The sequence below is a fragment of the uncultured Parabacteroides sp. genome (assembly GCF_905196875.1).
Taxonomy (GTDB): domain Bacteria; phylum Bacteroidota; class Bacteroidia; order Bacteroidales; family Tannerellaceae; genus Parabacteroides.
Genome location: NZ_CAJJWO010000002.1, coordinates 17,534 through 39,343 on the forward strand (window position 1 = coordinate 17,534; position 21,810 = coordinate 39,343).

A 21,810-nucleotide genomic window follows, 5' to 3' on the forward strand; every position below is an offset into this window, starting at 1 on the left:
TGGATGACTTTAACTGTCACTTGTCAACTATCATTGTCAACTAAAAAAGGATTATGTTACGAATACTATATACATTAATAATAAGTATCTGTTTTCTTTCTTCTGTCCGGGCCGATGGAAGTATTTATGCTGCCAAGTCCGTTTTGTCATCCGGTAAATGGGTGAAAATACAGGTGGAAGAAGACGGAATCTATAAACTCTCCTATGCCGATTTACGTTCGATGGGATTTTCCGATCCGGCAAAAGTTTCCGTACATGGATATGGTGGCTGGATGCTGGATGAAGATTTCTCTAATCCTTATATCGATGATGTTCCGGCGGTAGCTACCTGGCGTGGCGATGATTATCTTCTGTTCTATGGACGTGGTGTGGTGAAATGGAGTTATGATACCGTTAACCAGTGTTTTGTTCATGTCAATAATCCTTACTCTCAGTATGGATATTATTTTCTGACGGATGCTACCGCTACAAAAGAAATGGAATCTGTCGCTTCGGCTGCGGGTGCTTCTTTGAAAGTGACGACTTTTGATGATTACCGGTTGCATGAAAAAGATTTAGTCTCTGTTAATAACTCCGGACGTGAGTTGTTTGGAGAAGCGATGGATATGACCCTGTCGAGGGATTTTTCATTTAACAACATAACGGGAATCACCAACGACGACGGTAAAGTCACTCTCCGCTTTATCGCAAAGCCTATCAGCGGTACCGGAAATGTAACCCTGAGTGTGAATGGCAGTGAACTGATCTCGAGGACGATCAGTTACAGTTCTTCCAGCGATGAATATACCAAAGCAAACCTGGCGTATGAAGTGGCCGACTGGAAAGGTGATAAAAGTGCAAATGTCAAAGTCAATGTAAGATACGGGCAATATGGCCATAAAAACGTCTACCTCGATTATATTCGTTTGCAGATGAAACGGGAGTTGCAACCCTATGGTGCCTGTACGTTTTTCCGTAGTCTGGCTTCTGTCGGGAATCCTTCTCGTTTTGTTATTCAGAATGCCAATGCGAATACATTGGTTTTTGATGTAACGGATCCGGTGAATCCGAAGCGGATGGAGACAGAACTGAGTGGAAGCGAATTATCTTTTTCTATTCCGGGAGGAACGTTGAGGGAGTTTGCTTTGGTGCAACGGAATCAGTCACTCCCGACTCCTAAGGTTGTAGGCGATGTAACGAATCAGGATCTGCACGCTTTGCCGCAAACGGATATGATCATTATTGCACAGCCCGGATTAACGAGCCAGGCAGAACGTTTGGCGGAAGCTCACCGCGACCGTGACGGGCTGACGGTTCAGGTAGTTACCCCGGAAGTGATCTACAACGAATTCTCCAGTGGAACACCGGATGCTACAGCCTATCGTCGTTTCATGAAGATGTTTTACGATCGGCAAACATCCGAAAGCGATGCTCCCAAATATCTTCTTCTTTTTGGTGACGGTGCGTTCGATAACCGTTTCTTAACCTCTAGCTGGCAGAATGTAACGACAAGTAATATGCTGTTGACTTACCAGACGGATGAATCGCTGGATGATAAATCGTATGTGATAGACGATTACTTCGGTTTTCTTGACGACAGCAACAATGGAAAAGGTCTGATAGCTTCGAAGATCGATATCGGTATCGGCCGTTTTCCTGTCCGGACTGTAACCGAGGCGACCAATATGGTCAACAAGGTGATCAATTATATGGATAATAATGAGACCGGATCATGGAAAAATAATGTCTGCTTTGTAGCTGACGACGGTAACAATGCCGATGGTTATATGACGGATCATGCCAGTCAGGCTGACCAACTGGGCGAGTATATAAACACCAGTCATCCGGAGTTCATGGTGAATAAGATTTATTTCGATTCTTATAAAAAGGATGTTTCGGGAGGCCTGAGCACTTATCCGGCTGTGAAGACAGATATACAGAAAATGCTTAAGAGCGGTCAGTTGTTGATCAATTATACAGGACATGGTAATACTGTTTCCTGGAGTGATGAACAAGTACTGACGGAAAGCGATATTACTAAATCGACTTATCCCCGTTTGCCGATCTGGATTACTGCGACCTGCGATTTCTGTCGTTTCGATGCTCCGGTAACTTCTGCCGGTGAGCAGGTTTTCCTGAATAAGGTGAGTGGCGGTATCGGGTTGTTCACTACTACCCGTGTAGCCTATTCCAGTCCAAACTTCTCAATTAACGATAACCTGATCCGTAATTTGTTTGAGAAAAAGAACGGACGCCGGTTGACCCTGGGAGAAGTGATGAAAGCGACCAAACGCGCATTGGGTTCCACTCGTTATAAATTGGGATTTGCTTTAATCGGTGACCCCGCTATGAAGTTGTGTTATCCGGAATATCGCATGAATGTGACGGCAATAAACGGGGAACCTGTAACCAACGAACCTGTTACTTTTAAGGCATTGCAAAAAATAACCGTCGAGGGCGAGGTGCTGAACCCGGATGGGAATGTGGCAACCGACTTCTCCGGCCTGTTGAACCCGACAGTTCTGGATAGCCGTGTATCTTATGAAACATTGGACAATAACAATACAGGTAAGACTTTCAAATATACGGATTACTCGAATATACTTTTTATAGGTAACGACTCCGTTCGTTCGGGAAAGTTTAGTTTCACATTTACCGTTCCGAAGGATATCTCTTATTCGAATGAATTTGGAAAGATGAATCTTTATGCATCGGATGAGACGAGTAAAATAGAAGCCCAGGGGGCTTATTTGAATTATCGTGTCGGGGGAACGGACGATAATGCGGATGACGATAAGGATGGTCCGGAAATACGTGCGCTCTATCTGAACGACTCGACTTTTGTGAGTGGCGGACAGGTCAATACTACCCCGTTCTTTGTAGCCCGTCTTTGGGATAAGAGTGGTGTTAATATAACAGGTAGCAGTATCGGACATGACATGATGTTGATCATCGATGGTAATCCGGCTTTAAGTTATAATCTGAATAGTTACTATGAATTGGTAGCGGGAAGCGAAGGAGAAGGAATTGTCAAGTTCCTGATCCCGGTATTGACTCCGGGAATGCATAAGGCAGAGTTTAAAGTCTGGGATATACAGAATAACTCGACGACACAGGAATTTGAGTTCGAGGTTGTGGAAGGCTTGAAACCGTATCTGCTGGAGCTGTCGGCGACTCCGGTTCCAGCTCGTGAGCAAGTGACTTTCCATCTGTTCCATAACCGTCCGGAAAGTCAGTTGACTGTCGGGATTATGGTGTACGATATGGTTGGGCGCTTGCAGTGGAGGCATGAAGAAACAGGTTCGTCTGAACTATTTAAATCGTATACGGTGACCTGGGATCTGACCAATAACAGGGGAGGACGGCTTCGCCCCGGCGTTTATATATATCGTGCAGCAATCAGTTCCGGAGGATCTAAGGAGGCGACGGAAGCGAAGAAATTAATAATCCTCGCACAATAAAGTAAAACAAAATCAGTTTATATGTTCGTAAGGTAAGTTTATTACTTACTGCGTATTTAACAGGAATATAGTATGATAAAGAATTTAAGAATTAGTACACTTATAGTAGTTTTCAGTTTACTGACCGTATTTACTATGTGGGCGGAAGATAATGGAAAAAGCAAATTTGCTCCGGTCAATACAGCAGTACCTTCTCTCTCTATTGCTCCCGATGCTCGTGCCGGTGCGATGGGGGATAATGGAGCGTCTACTACTCCGGATATAAACTCACAATACTGGAACCCTGCCAAGTATGCTTTTATGTACAGCAAGGCCGGTGTGTCTTTGTCGTATACTCCCTGGTTGCGCAAATTGGTTAATGACGTGGCTTTGGCTAATCTTTCCGGTTATTATAAGATCGGTGATAACGATTTGCAGGCAATCGGTGCTTCCCTGCGGTATTTCTCGCTGGGGGATATTAATACAGGTAACCAGACTGATCCGAATGGAAATGGCGGTTATACGGTAAGTCCTTACGAAATGGCGTTCGACGTCAGTTACAGCCGTAAATTGTCCGAATCTTATTCTATGGCCGTAGCTATGCGTTATATCCGTTCGGATATGGGACAGGATGCGCAGGATGAAAGTCGTGTTCCTGGTAATGCTTTCGCAGCCGATATTGCGGGTTATCTGGAAAAGTATGTGGTTCTGGGGCAGGCAGAGGCTTTATGGAGCTTAGGTTTTAATGTGTCTAATATCGGTACCAAAATATCTTATAATGGTGGTACTACCAATGAATTCTTACCTACAACTCTTCGTTTGGGAACAGGTTTGCTTTATCCGATCGACGATTTTAACCGGATTGGTTTATATCTTGATTTGAGTAAATATCTGGTACCGAGTTTGCCTTACCTGACTGAAGGGGCAACAGATGAAGAACGCCAGGAATATGAAGATAAAAAGAAAGAATATAATGATGTATCCGGTATCTCCGGTATCTTCAAATCTTTTGGAGACTCACCAGATGGCTTCAAGGGGGAATTGCAGGAAGTGATGGTTTCGATCGGTGCTGAATATAGCTATAACGATCAGTTTTTCCTGCGTGGAGGTTATTTCTATGAGAATGCCAACAAAGGTAACCGTCAGTATTTTTCCGTCGGAGCCGGTTTCCGTATGAGTGTATTCCAGTTGGATGCAGCTTACCTGGTAAGTACAGTTCAGAGTAACCCGTTAGACCAGACGTTGCGTTTTACCTTGTCGTTCGATATGGACGGAATCAAGAACCTGTTCAGATAAACAGCTATGAAGATACGGGTAGGATTCGGGTATGATGTGCATGCCTTGGTGGCTGACCGCGAACTGTGGATGGGAGGCATACGTATTGAACATACATTAGGTCTGTTAGGCCATAGTGATGCCGATGTGTTGATACATGCTATTTGCGATGCACTGCTGGGCGCAGCGAATATGCGTGATATCGGTTATCATTTTCCGGATACGGCCGGAGAATATAAGAATATAGACAGCAAGATCCTGTTGCGCGACACCATGAAACTGTTGCGTGATGCCGGTTACGAACTGGGTAATATCGATGCGACTATTGCGGCAGAACGTCCGAAGCTGAATCCTCATATCCCTGCTATGAAGCAGACACTGGCCGAAGTAATGCAAGTGGACGAGGAGGATATTTCCATAAAAGCAACAACGACAGAAAAACTAGGCTTTACAGGCCGTCAGGAGGGTATTGCGGCTTATGCTACTGTTCTGATACAGAAGTGATGTATTCTTCATAATGAACTTCGCAGGGAATGGTGAACCAGAAAGTAGTGCCTTTCCCTTCTTCTGATTCTACACCAATCTCTCCGTTCAGGCGATTTACGATTGTCTGACAGATTGATAATCCTAATCCGGTCCCCTGGATAAACAAGTCGAATTTAGCAAAGCGCTCGAATACATGTGGGATGTTTTCCCGGGCAATTCCTTTCCCTGTGTCGGATACGTAAAAGCGTAATCCTCCATCAATTTCCTCGTACCCCATACGGATAGAACCTTCGAAGGTGAATTTGCAGGCATTGGTCAGAAAATTGGTCATAACCTGCGTTAACCGGATCTTTTCCGAATGGATAAAACAGGGCTTTTCCGGGAGGATACATTCCAGTGTAACCCCTTCTTTTGTCCGTGTCTGGTGTGTCTGTGCCAGCATTAAGAAGAGAGAAGATACATCGATGTTTGAAAAGCTGAACTCAAGTTGTCCAGCTTCGATCTTTGACAGGTCGAGAATATCGTTGATCAGTTGCAGCAGCAATTCGTTGTTTGTCTCGATGATCTTACAGAACTCGAGTGTATCTTCCGGGCTTTCGGAATGAGCGATAAGATTGGAAAAACCGACAATAGCATTCAATGGAGTACGGATCTCGTGACTCATATTTGCCAGGAACGCCGATTTCAGGTGGTTGGCCTCTTCTGCTTTTTCTTTTTCCCGGCGCTCTTCATCCTGTTTTAACTTTTGCATATAAAGACGAAAGCGTAGTACAGCGATCATACTCAGTAGGCCGATGATTGCAAGAGCACTGATCAGGTGTATCTGATATTTTTGAAAGAAAGTAGGAGGTTGCTGGTAGTAAACTGCATGCTGAGGGAAACGGACAGGGGGAATACCATTTCTGAACAGATGCTGGTAATTGAGATATGTCTGTGGAGACCCTCCGATATGAGAATGAATATCCCGGGCTGGTTTCCCATTCAGTATAAGACTGATGGTCGATACGACAGATGTGCTGAAATCCTTTACAGATATATAATGTCCACCGGCAAAGTTTCCCGATTCTGGATTCAGGTCTGTCAGGATATAAATCGGGGAATTAGAAAAGCTGTTTATTATTTTTTGAACGTTGTCTCTTAGATACTGGTTCTCATCGTTTTCCTTTGAAAGGAACCATGAGTAATAGATTATTCCGGTTTCTTTGCCATAAATAGAAAGTGTTTCCAGCAGTGTTTCGGTTAAGATGGACGGGCTGGAGAGTATTTCCAACTGCAAATCAGGAAAATGAGTTTTCATTGTATCGGAAAGCTCTTGTTCTGCACAGATACTTATATAACGTTCGTCGCGAATAAATACGATCTTTTTTAATTCAGGCTGAAGCTGTTTTATAAGTCGTATGGTTTCTTCTGTATAAAGCGGTTGCGTTATGGTGGTTACATTATATTTATTAATGAGCTCCTCGGTGGGAACCATATTCTTTGTGTCCTGGATGTCCCTGTGGAGTAAGTATTCGATCTTCGATGGGGATAATTTACGTGAATAGCAAATAACAGCCGGAACCTCTTTCCATTCGTTGTCGAACAAAGGTTGGCAGATTAGCCACGCAGGATCGCCTATGCACACGATTGCTTTGGGAGGCGATGAATATTTATCTTTTAATTCAGTTATTTTGTCGTAAACTTCTGTTATATTTCTCATGGCAGGTATCTGTAATTCTTCCCCTTTTACCATCAGACCATCTTTTGAAAAGGTATCCCGGATGGTTTCATATGTCTCTTGTGTCCAGGTCTCGTTAAAGTTGATGGAATGTAGGATCAGGATATAGTTATCCTTGTCTTGCATTTGGGCATGCAAGATCCTGTTCGTAAATAACAGCAGGAAGAATATGAAGATTGTCTTTTTCATATATGCATGATTGTTAAAGCCAAGTAATAATGAAATTCAGAGCTTGTAGGACAAAGGTATGCATTCTGTTCCGTTATTTTGCTTATCCCGCTGTTAATTTGTAGTTTTGAACCGGATAAAAGAATGAATTATGAAAAATAATGACTGGAAAGATCGTTTGGGAGTTATGTATTCGACAAACCCGGACTTTCAATATAATACGGGAGACGAGGCGGAAGAAGATACGCAACCCAAAGAAAAACAACAATTGCGTATATCTCTTGATAAACGTAACCGGGGTGGAAAAGCAGTTACGTTGATTACCGGATTTCGTGGAACGACAGACGACCTGGAGGCTTTAGGTAAGTTCCTGAAAGTAAAATGCGGTGTGGGTGGTTCCGCCAAGGATGGAGAGATCATCGTACAGGGAGATCTTCGTCAGAAGGTGCTTGAGATACTTCAGAAAGAAGGTTATACAAAAAGTAGGGTTATATAAGCCTTGCCATCTAAATAATAAAACTATGTTGACTGTTTACAGAGCTTCTGCCGGAGCAGGTAAAACCCACAAGCTGACGGGTGAATATCTGAATTTGTTATTCACTGGTACGGGTGCGTATCGCCGTATCCTGGCCGTGACATTTACCAATAAGGCGACCGACGAGATGAAAGGCCGTATCGTGGAGGAGTTATATAATCTCTCGTCCGGCCGGAAGTCCGATTATGTAGATTCGTTGAAGTCTGCTTATTCGCTGACGGAAGAGCAGGTTCGTAAACAGGCAGGCAAGATATTAAGAGATATTCTTCACGACTACTCCTCTTTCAATATCAGTACGATCGACCGGTTCTTCCAGCAGACCATGCGCGCTTTTACCCGCGAGATCGGTTTGCAGGGCGGTTACGGTATCGAGATGGATCAGGAACTGGTACTGACCTCTGCGATCGATAATCTATTGGCCGATCTGGAGAAGCCCGAAAGTAAAGAACTCCTGGGCTGGTTGCTCCGCTTTGCCGAAGATAAGATCGAGAACGGAGGCGAGTGGAACCTACGCAAGGATATCATGTCTTTGAGTCGTGAAGTCTTTAAAGAAAGCTATAAGGCTTCCAGTGATGAAGTTGCCAAAGATATCCAGGATAAGGAAGCACTGGAGAACTATAAGAATGAGCTGTTCGGCATTATCCGTTCGGTAGAAGCCGAGGCCAAACGTTTGGGGGAAAGAGGCTTGCAGATACTGGGTAAATATGCCCTCCGTACGACTGACTTTAAAGGAGGCAGTCGTTCCCCGCTTACCTTGCTCGAACGGCTCGAACGGGGAGAAATGAAAGATCCTTCCGCTACGTTTATCAGCCTGGCCGATAACCTGGAGGGGTGTTTCACCAAGACGACTCCGCAGGGTGCCCGCCAGATCATCGGATGTGCTTTCGAAGACGGGCTGAATGACTGTATCAAGAATATTGTCGCTTTATTCTCCAACCTGACGGCCTATAATACGGCCCGCGAAATAGTCCGTTATTACTATACCCTCGGTATCCTGACCGATGTTTCCCGCCAGATCGCCTCTTACCGTGAGGAAAAGAATGTCATGCTGATCGCCGATACTACCGAATTGCTTAACAAAGTGATCGGTGGGAGTGACGCCCCGTTTATCTACGAGAAAACCGGTACGCATGTGGATCATTATATGATCGACGAGTTTCAGGATACCAGCGGCATGCAATGGAACAATTTCCGTCCGTTGATAGAAGAAAGCCTGGCACACGACCGGGCCAACCTGATTGTGGGTGATGTGAAGCAGAGTATCTACCGTTTCCGTAACTCCGATTGGAAACTGCTGGACGAACAGGTACAAACCGATTTCTCCGCAGAAGAAGTAACGGAAGAAACGCTGAAGGAGAACTGGCGTAGTTGCCGGAATATCGTGGAGTTCAATAACACTTTCTTTACCTCTATTCCCGCCCTGTTGCAGACTGTGTATAATGAAACGCTACTGACTTCTTCGCTGAGTGAAGAGCAACGAGCCTCTTTCCTTACCAAGATCATGTCTGCTTATGATAAGAGTTACCAGCAGGTGCCCCCTCCTTTTCAGCAGAAGGACGGACATGTCAGGATCGAATTCTTGTCGGGTGATGAAGAGAAGGACTGGAAAGAAGAAGCACTCGAGCGTCTGCCCCAGGTTGTCGAACAATTACAGGATAACGGTTATGCTCTGAAAGATATAGCAATCCTGGTGCGAACCAACATGGAGGGAGCTATGGTGGCGGATAAGTTGCTTTCCTACAAAGAAGAAAACCCTTCCGACCGTTATAATTATGATATTATCTCCGATGAAGCCCTGTTTGTCAGCGGATCGCCTGCCGTAAGGTTTATGATCGCCCTGTTGCGCTATCTGAAGAACCCCGAAGACAAGATCAACGAACAAACAGCTTTGTATTCTTACCGGATATTAAAGGGTGAACCTGTAGGAACGGATCATCCGGATGTCTGTTCCGTAGAAACGACCGGACTGGCTTTCCCGCCCGAGATCGGTTCCGAACTGCAGGCCCTTTCCCGCCAGTCGTTGTATGAAATATCGGAAGGGCTCTTCCGGCTTTTCTCCGGTCACTTCCAGGATAATGAACAGGTCTTTGTACAGGCTTTTCTTGATATGGTGTCCGAATATACCCAAAAAGAAAGTGCCGACCTGAGCCGTTTCCTGAAATGGTGGGATGATGCAGGCTATCGTAAGACGATTGCCACACCTGACGCACAGAATGCGATCCGTATCCTTACCGTCCATAAATCGAAAGGGTTGGGCTTTAAGGTCGTTATCATACCTTTCGGCGATTGGGAGATCGACCATAAACCGTCGAAACCCGTTATCCTTTGGTGCAAGCCGGATACAAAACCGTTCGATCGCTTACATTTGGTTCCGGTGCGTTACAGCCAGTCGTTGGGGAATACCATCTTTGCGGAAGACTATTTCCGTGAACGGTTGCACGCCTTTATCGATAACCTGAATACTTTGTATGTGGCCTTTACACGTTCGAAAGAGGAATTGATCGTCTTTGCCCCGCGTCCCAGGAAGATAAAAGAAGAGACCGGAGAGGTAGAGAAGATATCGTCTGTCGCCGACGCGCTTTGGGGGGCACTGCACTGGAAAGTAACGGATACCAAGCAAGGAGAGTCTTTAATGCCTTTGTCTCCCTCTTTCAATACAAAAGCCGGACTTTTTGAATTAGGAACATGGTGGCATCCGTCAGTTGCAAAGGCGGACAGTTCATCCCCGGAAGAAGTAGAAATGATCCGTATCAACTCCATCTCTCCCGACGACCGCCTTCAACTCCGTTTGCATGGTAAAGGCTTTTTCTTTGATAATGAGAAACGGAAACATGGTGCGTTGATGCATGAAGTTTTGAGCCAGATACGAACAAGTGCAGATATAGGATCGGCCGTAGAGAGTTACCGTCTGGCCGGAGTGATCAATAAAAGTGAAGCTGAAACATTGATTCTCCGTTTAGAAGAACTGCTTAAAACAACGGAAGTCCTTCCCTGGTATGACGGAACAGCCCGTGTACTCAATGAAGTCGATATCCTTTTCGGAAAAGGACTGTCGAAACGTCCTGACCGGGTAATGATCACGGACGATAAAGTGGTGGTGGTCGACTATAAGTTCGGGGATATCCAGGATAAGAGACACCATAACCAGGTAAAGAATTATATGAAACTGATTCGCCAGATGGGCTACACAGAAGTGGAAGGTTTTCTCTGGTATGTTGAACAGGGTAAAATAGAGGCTGTTGATAGTTAATAGAGGTGTTTTATCCTTTTTTATTCAGTAAATAGCCGAAATACGCATCATTTGTCAATTGTCGGCAGTCAATTGTTTTGTTATTCCACAAAAATGAATACTTTTGCAGATTGTAATAAAAACGCAGTTTTAGGAAAAGAATGAAAGTACATAAAGAAGGAACAGGTCTACTACTTACGTTATTTACGGTGTTGTTTATCGTGAATGTCGCAATATACCATACCGTCAGCAAGGAGACGTTGTTCTATTCTGTTGCATCGGTATCGACCATTCTCTTTCTCTTGGTACTGAATTTTTTCCGTAGTCCGTTCCGTCGTTTCCCTTACGACTCCGAAGGACTGGTGATTGCCCCTGCCGATGGTACGATCGTAGCCATTGAAGAGGTGATGGAGAATGAGATCCTTCACCGGAAGTGTTTACAGATATCTATCTTTATGTCTGTGTTCAATGTACATGCCAACTGGTTTCCGGTAAACGGGACAGTGAAACATGTTTCTCATAATAACGGACGGTTCATGGCTGCCTATCTGCCCAAGAGCAGTACCGAAAACGAGCGTTCTGCTGTTGTTATCACTACCAAGAATGGAACAGATGTGCTGGCCCGCCAGATTGCAGGCGCACTTGCACGGCGTATTGTTACCTATGCGAAGGTAGGAGAGAAATGTCATGTTGATGAACAAATGGGTTTTATCAAGTTCGGGTCGCGTGTAGATGTCTATTTACCTGTCGGGACTGAAGTCCTGATCGAGATGGATCAGAAGGTTACGGGTAATCAGACTCCGATTGCACGTTTGAGCAAATGCCCGTGCGAATAAGGTCCTGAAAATATACGAAACAATGAATATCAGAAAACATATTCCTAACTCAATTACTTGTTTGAGTCTTATTTCCGGCTGTATAGCCAGTGTAATGGCATTGCAGGGAAATTTGTTGTGGGCAGCTATATGGATCATTATCGCTGCTGTGTTCGACTTCCTGGATGGGTTTGCCGCCCGTTTGCTGAAAGCTTATTCCCCGATGGGGAAAGAGCTCGACTCCCTTTCGGATATGGTTAGCTTTGGCGTTGCCCCCGGTATGATCGTATTCTGTATGCTGAGCCAGGCCAGTCTTCCTTTGGGAGAGATAGGACGTTACATTCCTTATCTGGCTTTTGTGATCCCGGCTTTCTCGGGTTTACGTCTGGCCAAATTTAATATCGACGAACGGCAGACAACTTCCTTTATAGGTATGCCGGTTCCGGCGCATGCGTTGTTCTGGGCCTCGGTCGGATATTCATTGTCTCCTTTGAGCCAGGCTAATAATGTCCTGTTCATTGTGATTACATTGGTGGTGGCGTTGGCTACCTCTTTATTGCTTGTGTCTGAGATTCCCATGTTCTCGTTAAAGATCAAGTCGGTTGGCTGGAAAGGTAATGAAAGACGCTATATATTAGTCGTTTGTGCAGTCTTGTTCATTGCCTTCTTCGGTATGCTTGGTATAGCTGGAACGATTCTTCTCTATATCCTCTTGTCTATTTTTAACAAAAGACACTAAACAAGAGGTTTGGTCTATGTGTTTCTCTTATAAACCAACTAAGTAGCGAATATTATGTTTAAGTTTTTGTTTGTAATGTTTTTCTTCTTTATCCTGTTAGTTTTTCTGATGGGCTTCTCTATTCTGCGCACATTTAAAAATATGTTGTTCGGTAGTGGAAGCAGCAGCGGAAAGAAGGGAGAACAACGTCGTCAGACAAGCAGTTACTCTGGCGGGCAACAGCAGTCGCAAGCTGCTGAGGATGATTACGCTTCTGCAAACCGAAAGAAGATATTTGCAAAAGACGAAGGCGAGTATGTCGACTTCGAAGAGGTAAAATAGTAATATGCAAATAGTATCCCGCGCTTTTGATGTGGGGTTTTTGTTTTTATCTTCTCTGCCGGAAGAATTTCTGCATCTCTTCCGCACATTCTTGTTCCATCACTCCTCTTTTTACAACGGCCTTCGGGTGGAATGCTTTCGGAGCATATTCCTGGTATCCTCTCTTTTCGTCGCTGGCACCGTATACAATCGTACTTAGTTGTGACCAGCCGATTGCTCCTGCACACATGATGCAAGGTTCTACTGTCACATACAAGCTGCATCCGGTCAGGTATTTCGCTCCCAATACACCTACGGCAGCAGTAATAGCAAGCATTTCCGCATGGGCCGTCGGATCGTTCAACCGTTCCGTCTGGTTATGGGCACGGGCAATAATCTGGTTGTTACATACAACTATCGCCCCTACGGGAACTTCTCCTTCGGCCGCGGCAGCACGTGCTTCCACCAGGGCCTGTTTCATAAAATATTCGTCGTTAAATGGATTCATCGTCTCATTTCGTTTTCCTTGAAGAGCGTAGGATAGTCTTCTTCCAGTGTCTTGAGTATGTGTGAAAGGATGGTTTCCCGATACCACCGGGATTTGTTTTCTATGTTATATCTGGCCAGATAGCGGTCGACAGCCTTCTGCTCTTCTTCATTAAGCATAAAAGTAACCTTATATACCCGCGGACGGTTGGGTTGTGGAGCTGAATATTTCCGTTTCTGTACCATAATGTGCAAATGTACAAGCGAAAGCGCAAATAAAAAAGAAAAACAGTATATTTGTGCAAATTAATAAGATGGCTGAAGGAAACGACTTAGGTAGAGACGGAGAGGCTGTTGCACGTGACTTTTTGATTCGTCAGGGCTATACGGTTCTGCATTCGAACTGGCACTGGCATCATTACGAACTGGATATTGTTGCCTTGAAAGACAGCGAGATAATCGTTGTCGAGGTAAAGACCCGTTCGGAGGACTTTCTTATCTCGCCCGAAGAGGCTGTCGACAATAAGAAAATAAGGCGGATCGTAGCCGCAGCAGATGCTTATGTCCGTTATTTCAATCTCGACTATCCGGTTCGCTTCGATATTATAACGCTCATAAAGGGCCGGGAAGGTTATAAGATCGAACATCTGGATGATGCTTTCTACGCTCCTGGCAGATAATAAAACAAAGAAAAGTATGAATATAGAAGAAGCCCGTGAATATTGCCTGTCGCTGAGAAACGTTACGGAAAGTTTTCCGTTTGACGACGTCTCTTTGGTCTTTAAGGTGGAGAACAAGATGTTTGCTCTTCTGGCATTAGATGCGGAAGAACCATATATCGCTTTGAAATGCAGCACTGATTATACGGAAGAACTGCGTGAACGTTATACCGCTGTGGAACCGGCTTATCACTTCAATAAAAAGTATTGGAACGGTGTTTATCTGGAACGTGATATGCCGGCGGAAGAGGTCTGTCGCTGGATTCATCATTCCTATCGTGAAGTAATAGCCAAACTGCCAAAAAAGATAAGGGAAACATACGATGAATGAAGAAAACGAAATGCCGCGCTTTATCCGCCTGAACGAAACAACTTCTACGAATAACTATCTCCGTGGGCTGGTTGGTAAAGAATCGCTACCGGAAGGAAGCGTTGTTGTTACTGAGTTTCAGACAGCCGGACGTGGACAGGTAGGCAATTCATGGGAATCGGAAGATGGCAGGAACCTGATGTTTAGTGTGATCCTTTATCCTGATTTCCTTCCAGCCAACCGTCAGTTCCTGATTTCCCAGATAGCTGCGCTCAGCGTAAAAGAGACGCTCGATCAGTATATCGACGATGTAACGGTGAAATGGCCGAACGATATCTATTGGAAAGACCGGAAGATATGCGGCATGCTGATAGAGAACGACCTGACGGGGCATTCGCTCTATTGTTCAGTGATCGGTATCGGTATCAATATAAACCAGCGGGAGTTCCTGAGTAATGCTCCCAATCCGGTTTCACTGTTCCAGATCACCGGTCGGGAATATGATCGGGAAGAACTGTTAAGCAGTTTCCTGAAACGTCTTTACGACCGTTATCTCGCCCTGATCCTGGAGAAGGAGGAAGAGATACGGAATAGTTATATGGCTGCCCTTTATCGTGGAGAGGGTTTTTATCCGTACCGTGATGAACAGAGAGTTTTCCAGGCACGTATCCAGGGCATAGAACCGACCGGTCATCTGATCCTCGAACTGAATGACGGGGAAGTGAGGCGGTATGCGTTTAAGGAAGTATCGACAGTAATAACTCCTGACTTAAGTTTGTAAAGATTTTATCATTAGATTTTAATTTCCTGATCTGAAGTAAAAGACTATATTTGCCGGTGCAACTTTAATGAAAAGCACTAAAGTGAATGGAAGAGGGATCACACATAGAATTTGAGGATCTGTATAAACGATTTTATAGGAAATCATTCCTTTTTACGATGTCGTATGTACATAACGAGATGGTTGCGGAGGATATAACGTCTGAAGTACTTATCAAGTTGTGGGCGGAACTCAGGCGGGGAGGAATAAATAATCCCGATGCTTTTCTATTGACTCTTCTGAAGAATAAAGCGCTCGATTATCTGAAGCATGAAATGATTAAAGAAGAAGTTTTCAGTAAAATCAAGACAGCGCATCAGGAAGAATTGGATATGCGTATCTCTATGCTGGAATCCTGTGATCCGGAAGAGGTTTTTACAACTGAGATTCAACAGATCATCCGTACTACTCTTGCCGCTTTCCCCGAGCAGACCCGCCTTATATTCGAAATGAGCCGCTTTGATAATAAATCGAATAAAGAAATAGCAGAAGAACTGGGGCTGAGTGTAAAAAGTATTGAATATCATATTGCAAAAGTATTGAAGGCATTACGCATAAGCCTGAAAGATTATCTTCCTATATTTTATTTCTTCTTTTTTTTCAAATAAAATGACTTTCTCTTTAGGGATGTGCAGCTATCGATCGTCGATATGATTGTAAGGCTAATTATATCTTATATAAAACAGATGGATCAGGATTTAATAAAAAAATATATATCGGGTAGGGCTTCGGAAGAAGAGAAAATGCAAATACTGGCCTGGGCGAAGAATGATAAGAAAAACATGTCGGAGCTTCTGGCTATGCGTAAACTGTATGATGTCACGCTTTGGCAACAACGTGATGTAATAGGGAGCTCAAAAAAAATCAACCGATTCAGTCTTTTGTTGTTTACAAAGATAGCCTCTGTTGCAGCTGTTTTTATACTCTTATTGAGTATGAGTTGGTATATATTCGAATTGAAGCAACAACTTCCTCAAACTGCAATGCAAACGATCTCTGTGCCACCCGGGCAACGTGTCGAGTTGACGCTCGCCGATGGGACGGATGTTTGGTTGAATGCCGGTACGACTTTCACTTTCCCGAATAACTTTTCTTCAGACAATAGAGAAGTGGAGTTGAATGGAGAAGGCTATTTCACTGTAAGTCGAAATGAAAAGAAACCATTTATCGTAAAGACTTCTACCTATAATGTTAAGGTTCTGGGGACCGAGTTCAATGTAATGGCGTATGCCAAAGCTCCTATGTTCGAAGTGTCCCTGTTGAAAGGTTCGGTAGAAGTCTATTCTGATGTAAAACAACAGAAAGTATTACTGGAACCGAATATGCAGGCACATCTGGAAAATGACCGTCTGGTAAAAGGGCCGATCTCTCAATTTAATAATCTGCTTTGGAAAGAGGGAGTGATTTGTTTTGACGATGAACCGGTAGACCGGATGATTGACAAGCTGGAATTATACTTCGACACCCGGATTACCGTAGAGAATGAAGCCTTCAAGAAAAAGAGATATACCGGAAAGTTTCAGGCAAAAAAAGGTATCGAACATATCCTGAACGTTTTCCAGCTGAAAGATCGCTTTGTCTACGAAAAGGATGAAGAGAATAATACGATAACTATCAAATAGTAACAGATAAAATAGTAATAACCTTTAAAAGAAATGCCTATGAAGTAAATACCATCAATAAACACAAAACCGGAAAAACGCGCCAACGTTCTTCCGGCTAAGAAGTTAATACCGTGTAATTGCGTTAAACTTAGTACTAACTAATACAGATTTTAAAAGTATGAAAAATATTTCAGATGGGGATAGTTATGCCCTGTTAAATCCTATTAAACGAATAATTAATATTATGAAACTAACCTTTTTAGCTCTTTTCTTATGTGTGACAGGGCTGTTTGCTACCGAGGCTTCTTCTCAGGTGGCGAAGGTTACGATAACCGCACAGTCAATCCCTTTCGGGGAGATCCTTTCCAATATTGAAAAGCAGACTGACTATTATTTCGTCTATGACAAGCGGGATATTGACTTGAACCGTAAGGTATCGATCAGTGCCCATGAGAAAACGGTTGAGGAAGTCCTTTCCACAATCTTCCGGAATACGGATATTGTCTACGCAATGAAAAGCAACAATATCATCCTGATGAAAAATAACGACCGGATGTTGGCAGTAATGCAACAAGCCAACCGGAAGACTATAACCGGTATTGTGCTCGATCCGCAGGGTGAATCCATTATCGGTGCGAACGTGATGGAAAAAGGAACCGGCAACGGAACTATTACCGATATAGACGGTAGCTTTACACTTGATGTTGCATCGAATGCAACCCTTCAGATTACTTATATCGGCTATATGGCACAAGACGTGCCGGTTAAAAATCAGAGCTCGATCCGTATCCTCATGAAAGAAGACACTCAGAACCTGGAGGAAGTAGTGGTAGTCGGTTATGGTGTGCAGAAGAAAGCCAACCTGACCGGAGCTGTATCTGTCGTTTCTTCAAAAGATCTGAAAGACGTATCCAGTTCTTCCGTATCACAAGCCTTGCAAGGTAAATTATCGGGTGTTGTAATAACGAAGAGCAACGGACAGCCGGGTGCCAGTTCGGATATCCGTGTCCGCGGTATGGGCACGTTTGGCGATAATGCTCCATTGGTCGTTATCGACGGTATCCCGGCAGACGGAGGGTTGGAAAGTATTTCATCTTCCGATATCGAGTCTGTCAATGTGTTGAAAGATGCTGCTTCGGCAGCTATCTACGGTTCGCGTGCTGCGAATGGAGTAATCTTGGTGACAACGAAAAGAGGTGTTTCCGAGAAAAGCAGTATTTCGGTAGACGGTTATTTCGGTTTGCAACGTATCACCCGCTATCTGGATATGTGTAATGCAGCTGAATTTGTAGAACTTCAGAATGAAGCCATAGCCAATGCGAACCGCTGGATCAGCGGTAGTAATCTGTCTCCTTATTTTACAAACGAGCCTGCTTCTTACGGAAAGGGAACCGACTGGGGTAAAGAACTGTTCAGTGTAGCTCCGACTTATAATGTAAATGTCAGCGCGCAGGGCGGAAGCCAGAACTCTTCTTATTATATGTCCGGTGGATATGTGGACCAGGAAGGTATTCTGGAAAATACTTCTTACAATAAAGCAAACTTCAGGATCAATAACGATAACAAATACGGCGAACGTTTGTCCTTCGGTACAAGTATCAACCTGAGTACCAGTTTACAGCATGGAACTTCCAATGCAGCGGGCGACGCTTATAATATTTCTCCGACAATTCCGCTTTATGAAGCTGACGGGGTAACTCCAGGTTATGATAAACATCCTGGTGAAACCGGTATCAATCCTGTCTATATGGCAAATTTGAGTAATCCGGATCACCGGACTTATAAAGTATTAGGTAATATTTATGCCGAGTATAAGATATTCGACTTTCTCCGCTTCCGTATCAATGCCGGACTTGATTTCAACTATTATGAAAAGAAGTCGTTTACCCCGACTTACAATATCGCCGACAAATATGGAAATACCCGTTCAAGCTACGAAGAAACACGCGGCAAGAATGTGACCTGGCTGACCGATTATCTGCTTTATTTCGACCATAAGTTCTCATCCAAACATTCTATCGACGGTATGGCCGGCTTCTCGCAACAGCTCACCACCGATGATGATATCTATGGAAAAGCCTACGACTATGTGTCTGAATCCAAGAATATGCAGATACTGAACGGCGGAACCAATCCGACCGACTCACGCAACAGTGGTGCAAAGAGCCAGTTGGCCATGATGTCCTGGTTCGGACGTATCAACTATAACTTTGCCGACCGTTACCTCTTCTCCTTCAATCTGCGTGCCGACGGTTCTTCCCGTTTCGCATCCGGTAACCGCTGGGGTTTCTTCCCATCCTTCTCCGGTGCATGGCGTATCAGCCAGGAAGAGTTCTTTAATGTTCCTGCTATATCTAACCTGAAGTTGCGTCTGAACTGGGGGCAACTGGGTAACCAGTCTGTTTCCGGCAGATATCCTACTATTGCCACCCTTAGCAATATGAGTGTACTGATGGGCTCCGGTGGCTATAATCATAGCATTGTTCCGGGGTACTATGTTGAAAACCTGGTGAATAAAGATCTCAAATGGGAAACAACCACTATAACAAATGCCGGTGTAGACATAGGTTTGCTGGACAATCGCCTGACGGCTTCAGCCGAATATTACGATAAGCGCACTTCCGGTATCCTTCGCCAACAAGTCATTCCCGGAACAGTGGGATTAGGTGCTCCTAATGTGAACTTTGCCAAAGTAGCCAACCGCGGTGTCGAGCTGGAACTTAACTGGCAGGACAAAATCAACAAAGACTTCACTTATTATGTCGGAGCCAATATCAGTACGGTGAAAAACAAGATCCTGCAACTGAGTGACGGTAAGGATGAAGAGCTGCGCGACGGCGGCCATCGTGATACTTATATCAACAAGGTCGGCTATGCGATCGACTCTTTCTACGGTTGGGAAATGGAAGGTGTGTATGCCAGTCAGGAAGATATCGACAACTCGCCTGCATACGGTAGCGCTATTGTCGGTTCAATCAAGTTTAAAGATCAGAACGGAGATAATAAAATAGATGCGGACGACCGTGTGATCTTGGGAAACTCCATTCCTAAATTGACATTCGGCTTCAAGCTGGGCGCACAATATAAGAACTTCGACTTCTCCATGTTCTGGCAAGGCGATTTAGGCAAGAAACAGTTTATGCCTTATGAGAAATGGTTGAACGACGGAGCTATCAATTACGGAAGATGGTGGTACGAAAACCGTTGGAACGGCGAAGGTACACCGGGCAAATGGCCGGCAGTAATCTGGGGCGGTGCCTATTCGATGTATCAGATGAACGACTTCCTGTTGACGAACTCGAGCTATGCCCGTCTGAAAAACCTTTCTGTAGGTTATTCGTTCGATGTGGTCAATAAATATAAGTTCAGAGTATACGTAAGTGGTGAAAACCTGGTGACCATCACAAGTAAAGGCTTTTACGGATACGATCCGGAAAGGAGCGGAACCGCCCAGTATAACAATTGGGCATACAGCTACCCAGCTGCAATGACCTTTATGATTGGTGCAAATATTAAGTTTTAAACAGTAAAAATACGAGAATATGAAAAGGTTCGAAATATATATAATCGCATTGATGGCCGTATTGTCTTCCTGTAGTGATTTCCTCGACAGGGAACCGTACGGAGAACTTTCTGAAGATAACTTTTATCAGAATAAGGATCAGGCAGTTTATGCCGCCAACGCCTGCTATAAAACTTTACAGACCCTGAACGGCTTCTGGGCAACCGGTGTACAGATATTCGGGGACTTATGTTCCGACGATTGTACGCAAAACGGTTCGATCGATGCCTCTTATGCCCGCGGCAGCTTCGATCCGGGCGACAATTATCTGGTAACAGGCTCTTTTGTAAACGCCTATACCGGTATTGCCCGCTGTAACATCGGTATCGAAAAAGTATCTAATATGCCGGACGATAAGATCAGTAGTGAAGACAGAAACCGGATCGTTGCAGAAATGCGTTTCATCCGTGGTTACTGGTATTATCACCTGATCCGTCTGTATGGTGATGTGCCTGTCTTGCTGAGCCAGGTGGATTTGAAGGATGAAGTGTCTTTACATCCTGCCCGCTCCTCCGTGGATGAAGTTTATGAAAAGGTGATTGTGCCCGACTTTACCTTTGCTGCCCAGCATTTGCCCTCCTCTTATGGTTCTGAAGATGCTCCGCGTGCAACGTCGGGGGCTGCCTATGCTTTTCTATCGGCTGCTTATCTCTATCGCCAGGATTATGACAATGCGATCAAAGCAGGTGAGGAAGTTGTGAAACTAGCCGGCGAAGGTGTTTATGAGTTGTTGGCGGATATGGAATCCATTTATATGGAAACGAATGAGTACAACAAGGAATCCATCTTCGAAGCATCCTTCAGTAAAGACCAGCAAAACTGGAAGACCCGTTATTTTGGAACGGTAGACGGTGGTATGTGTCGTGGAGAGATTTACACGACTCACTTTAACCCGACAGCCAATCTGAGGGATGCTTACGCCTTGATCGACGGTAACCCGATAGGAAAGGATGTAAACGCTTTGTATGACGCTTCCGCTTTCTGGAAGAACAGAGATCCCCGCTTTGATATCACTTTCTATACGCCGCTGGATGTCTCTACCCATCGTACGACAGGCGAACCGCTTGTTTATTCGATGGACTGGCTACTGAATAAAGAAGGTGGCGTCGACTTCCAGAAAAATACCTTGTGGTATGGGCCGAACGAAACGAACGTAGGCTTGAATAATATCCTGATGCGTTATGCGGAAGTCCTGCTTAATCTGGCCGAGGCTTATATACAGACCGGTGATTTCCAGACTGGTGCCAAGTATATCAACCAGATCCGGACACGTGCCCGCAATTATGCCCTGGCTCACCCGGATAAATATATTCCTGCCGGACTTCCGGAAAGTAAAGTCTTGCCAGATATTACCATCAGTGGTAAGGAAGACGGTATGGAGAAACTGCGTTACGAACGTCGTGTCGAATTTGCCGGTGAAGATGTTCGTGGTTACGACCTGCGCCGTTGGAAGATCGAAGAGTCGACCTGGGCGAAAGTACAAGGCTTTACCTGGGATAAAAAGATGAGCTTACTGCCCATCCCGAATACGGAAATAAGTAAGAACCCTAACCTGAAACCTCAGAATCCGGGTTATTAAATAAGTCATAAGGTATATCGAAAGGTTTTATCCGCTTTTTGATATAC

Annotated in this window: 18 protein-coding genes; 15 read left to right on the forward strand and 3 right to left on the reverse strand. The window is 44.5% G+C overall.

The features are described 5' to 3' along the window. The first annotated feature begins 53 nt into the window (after positions 1–53). The 3 genes from porU to ispF all read left to right on the forward strand — a co-directional run bounded on the left by porU (position 54) and on the right by ispF (position 5,198). On the forward strand, positions 54–3,440 hold the full coding sequence (gene porU / locus QZ076_RS00995) for a type IX secretion system sortase PorU (protein WP_293709507.1): 3,387 nt from the start codon (positions 54–56) through the stop codon (positions 3,438–3,440). A gap of 72 nt (positions 3,441–3,512) precedes the next feature. After that, complete coding sequence (porV, locus tag QZ076_RS01000; protein ID WP_293709509.1) at positions 3,513–4,715, forward strand: type IX secretion system outer membrane channel protein PorV; 1,203 nt, start codon at positions 3,513–3,515, stop codon at positions 4,713–4,715. 6 nt (positions 4,716–4,721) lie between these two features. Beyond that, positions 4,722–5,198, forward strand: coding sequence for a 2-C-methyl-D-erythritol 2,4-cyclodiphosphate synthase (gene ispF, locus QZ076_RS01005; RefSeq protein WP_293709511.1), 477 nt, complete (start codon positions 4,722–4,724; stop codon positions 5,196–5,198). Here ispF and QZ076_RS01010 read toward each other — a convergent pair. Continuing rightward, the gene (locus QZ076_RS01010; protein WP_293709512.1) at positions 5,176–7,086 is read right to left on the reverse strand and encodes a HAMP domain-containing sensor histidine kinase; all 1,911 of its coding nucleotides are present in this window, start codon (positions 7,084–7,086) and stop codon (positions 5,176–5,178) included. The genes ispF and QZ076_RS01010 overlap by 23 nt on opposite strands. A gap of 130 nt (positions 7,087–7,216) precedes the next feature. Here QZ076_RS01010 and QZ076_RS01015 point away from each other — a divergent pair, with 130 nt between their 5' ends. The 5 genes from QZ076_RS01015 to QZ076_RS01035 all read left to right on the forward strand — a co-directional run bounded on the left by QZ076_RS01015 (position 7,217) and on the right by QZ076_RS01035 (position 12,704). After that, positions 7,217–7,561: a translation initiation factor gene (locus tag QZ076_RS01015; RefSeq protein ID WP_293709513.1), complete on the forward strand. Its 345-nt coding sequence runs from the start codon at positions 7,217–7,219 to the stop codon at positions 7,559–7,561. A 25-nt stretch (positions 7,562–7,586) separates the two neighbouring features. Then, on the forward strand, positions 7,587–10,850 hold the full coding sequence (locus QZ076_RS01020) for a UvrD-helicase domain-containing protein (protein ID WP_293709515.1): 3,264 nt from the start codon (positions 7,587–7,589) through the stop codon (positions 10,848–10,850). A gap of 140 nt (positions 10,851–10,990) precedes the next feature. Beyond that, positions 10,991–11,665, forward strand: coding sequence for a phosphatidylserine decarboxylase family protein (locus QZ076_RS01025; protein WP_293709517.1), 675 nt, complete (start codon positions 10,991–10,993; stop codon positions 11,663–11,665). A 22-nt stretch (positions 11,666–11,687) separates the two neighbouring features. Continuing rightward, complete coding sequence (gene pssA, locus QZ076_RS01030; RefSeq protein ID WP_293709519.1) at positions 11,688–12,383, forward strand: CDP-diacylglycerol--serine O-phosphatidyltransferase; 696 nt, start codon at positions 11,688–11,690, stop codon at positions 12,381–12,383. A 54-nt stretch (positions 12,384–12,437) separates the two neighbouring features. Next, the gene (locus tag QZ076_RS01035; protein WP_293709521.1) at positions 12,438–12,704 is read left to right on the forward strand and encodes a DUF4834 family protein; all 267 of its coding nucleotides are present in this window, start codon (positions 12,438–12,440) and stop codon (positions 12,702–12,704) included. A gap of 46 nt (positions 12,705–12,750) precedes the next feature. Here QZ076_RS01035 and QZ076_RS01040 read toward each other — a convergent pair whose 3' ends face one another. Next, positions 12,751–13,191 (reverse strand): nucleoside deaminase, encoded by a 441-nt coding sequence (locus QZ076_RS01040; protein ID WP_293709523.1) that lies wholly within the window; start codon positions 13,189–13,191, stop codon positions 12,751–12,753. Then, on the reverse strand, positions 13,188–13,415 hold the full coding sequence (locus tag QZ076_RS01045) for a hypothetical protein (RefSeq protein ID WP_293709525.1): 228 nt from the start codon (positions 13,413–13,415) through the stop codon (positions 13,188–13,190). The genes QZ076_RS01040 and QZ076_RS01045 overlap by 4 nt, the downstream gene beginning before the upstream one ends. 68 nt (positions 13,416–13,483) lie before the next feature. Here QZ076_RS01045 and QZ076_RS01050 point away from each other — a divergent pair, with 68 nt between their 5' ends. From QZ076_RS01050 to QZ076_RS01080, 7 genes are all read left to right on the forward strand, one after another. Continuing rightward, complete coding sequence (locus tag QZ076_RS01050) at positions 13,484–13,849, forward strand: YraN family protein (RefSeq protein WP_293709714.1); 366 nt, start codon at positions 13,484–13,486, stop codon at positions 13,847–13,849. Between the two features lie 16 nt (positions 13,850–13,865). Continuing rightward, positions 13,866–14,219 (forward strand): MmcQ/YjbR family DNA-binding protein, encoded by a 354-nt coding sequence (locus tag QZ076_RS01055; protein ID WP_129731512.1) that lies wholly within the window; start codon positions 13,866–13,868, stop codon positions 14,217–14,219. Further along, positions 14,212–14,979, forward strand: coding sequence for a biotin--[acetyl-CoA-carboxylase] ligase (locus QZ076_RS01060; protein ID WP_293709528.1), 768 nt, complete (start codon positions 14,212–14,214; stop codon positions 14,977–14,979). Before QZ076_RS01055 ends, QZ076_RS01060 begins: the two co-directional genes overlap by 8 nt. An 86-nt stretch (positions 14,980–15,065) precedes the next feature. Further along, positions 15,066–15,626, forward strand: a complete 561-nt coding sequence (locus QZ076_RS01065; protein WP_293709530.1) for an RNA polymerase sigma-70 factor — start codon at positions 15,066–15,068, stop codon at positions 15,624–15,626. Positions 15,627–15,704: 78 nt separating this feature from the next. Beyond that, on the forward strand, positions 15,705–16,640 hold the full coding sequence (locus tag QZ076_RS01070) for a FecR family protein (protein WP_293709532.1): 936 nt from the start codon (positions 15,705–15,707) through the stop codon (positions 16,638–16,640). 226 nt (positions 16,641–16,866) lie between these two features. After that, on the forward strand, positions 16,867–20,145 hold the full coding sequence (locus tag QZ076_RS01075; RefSeq protein WP_293709533.1) for a TonB-dependent receptor: 3,279 nt from the start codon (positions 16,867–16,869) through the stop codon (positions 20,143–20,145). 19 nt (positions 20,146–20,164) lie between these two features. Further along, complete coding sequence (locus QZ076_RS01080) at positions 20,165–21,763, forward strand: RagB/SusD family nutrient uptake outer membrane protein (RefSeq protein WP_293709534.1); 1,599 nt, start codon at positions 20,165–20,167, stop codon at positions 21,761–21,763. Positions 21,764–21,810 lie beyond the last annotated feature (47 nt).

Excerpts from the sequence above, each read along its gene's own strand:
- porU (WP_293709507.1), top strand. The coding sequence starts at position 54 with ATGTTACGAATACTATATACATTAATAATAAGTATCTGTTTTCTTTCT.
- porV (WP_293709509.1), top strand. The coding sequence starts at position 3,513 with ATGATAAAGAATTTAAGAATTAGTACACTTATAGTAGTTTTCAGTTTA.
- ispF (WP_293709511.1), top strand. The coding sequence starts at position 4,722 with ATGAAGATACGGGTAGGATTCGGGTATGATGTGCATGCCTTGGTGGCT.
- QZ076_RS01010 (WP_293709512.1), bottom strand. The coding sequence starts at position 7,086 with ATGAAAAAGACAATCTTCATATTCTTCCTGCTGTTATTTACGAACAGG.
- QZ076_RS01015 (WP_293709513.1), top strand. The coding sequence starts at position 7,217 with ATGAAAAATAATGACTGGAAAGATCGTTTGGGAGTTATGTATTCGACA.
- QZ076_RS01020 (WP_293709515.1), top strand. The coding sequence starts at position 7,587 with ATGTTGACTGTTTACAGAGCTTCTGCCGGAGCAGGTAAAACCCACAAG.
- QZ076_RS01025 (WP_293709517.1), top strand. The coding sequence starts at position 10,991 with ATGAAAGTACATAAAGAAGGAACAGGTCTACTACTTACGTTATTTACG.
- pssA (WP_293709519.1), top strand. The coding sequence starts at position 11,688 with ATGAATATCAGAAAACATATTCCTAACTCAATTACTTGTTTGAGTCTT.
- QZ076_RS01035 (WP_293709521.1), top strand. The coding sequence starts at position 12,438 with ATGTTTAAGTTTTTGTTTGTAATGTTTTTCTTCTTTATCCTGTTAGTT.
- QZ076_RS01040 (WP_293709523.1), bottom strand. The coding sequence starts at position 13,191 with ATGAATCCATTTAACGACGAATATTTTATGAAACAGGCCCTGGTGGAA.
- QZ076_RS01045 (WP_293709525.1), bottom strand. The coding sequence starts at position 13,415 with ATGGTACAGAAACGGAAATATTCAGCTCCACAACCCAACCGTCCGCGG.
- QZ076_RS01050 (WP_293709714.1), top strand. The coding sequence starts at position 13,484 with ATGGCTGAAGGAAACGACTTAGGTAGAGACGGAGAGGCTGTTGCACGT.
- QZ076_RS01055 (WP_129731512.1), top strand. The coding sequence starts at position 13,866 with ATGAATATAGAAGAAGCCCGTGAATATTGCCTGTCGCTGAGAAACGTT.
- QZ076_RS01060 (WP_293709528.1), top strand. The coding sequence starts at position 14,212 with ATGAATGAAGAAAACGAAATGCCGCGCTTTATCCGCCTGAACGAAACA.
- QZ076_RS01065 (WP_293709530.1), top strand. The coding sequence starts at position 15,066 with ATGGAAGAGGGATCACACATAGAATTTGAGGATCTGTATAAACGATTT.
- QZ076_RS01070 (WP_293709532.1), top strand. The coding sequence starts at position 15,705 with ATGGATCAGGATTTAATAAAAAAATATATATCGGGTAGGGCTTCGGAA.
- QZ076_RS01075 (WP_293709533.1), top strand. The coding sequence starts at position 16,867 with ATGAAACTAACCTTTTTAGCTCTTTTCTTATGTGTGACAGGGCTGTTT.
- QZ076_RS01080 (WP_293709534.1), top strand. The coding sequence starts at position 20,165 with ATGAAAAGGTTCGAAATATATATAATCGCATTGATGGCCGTATTGTCT.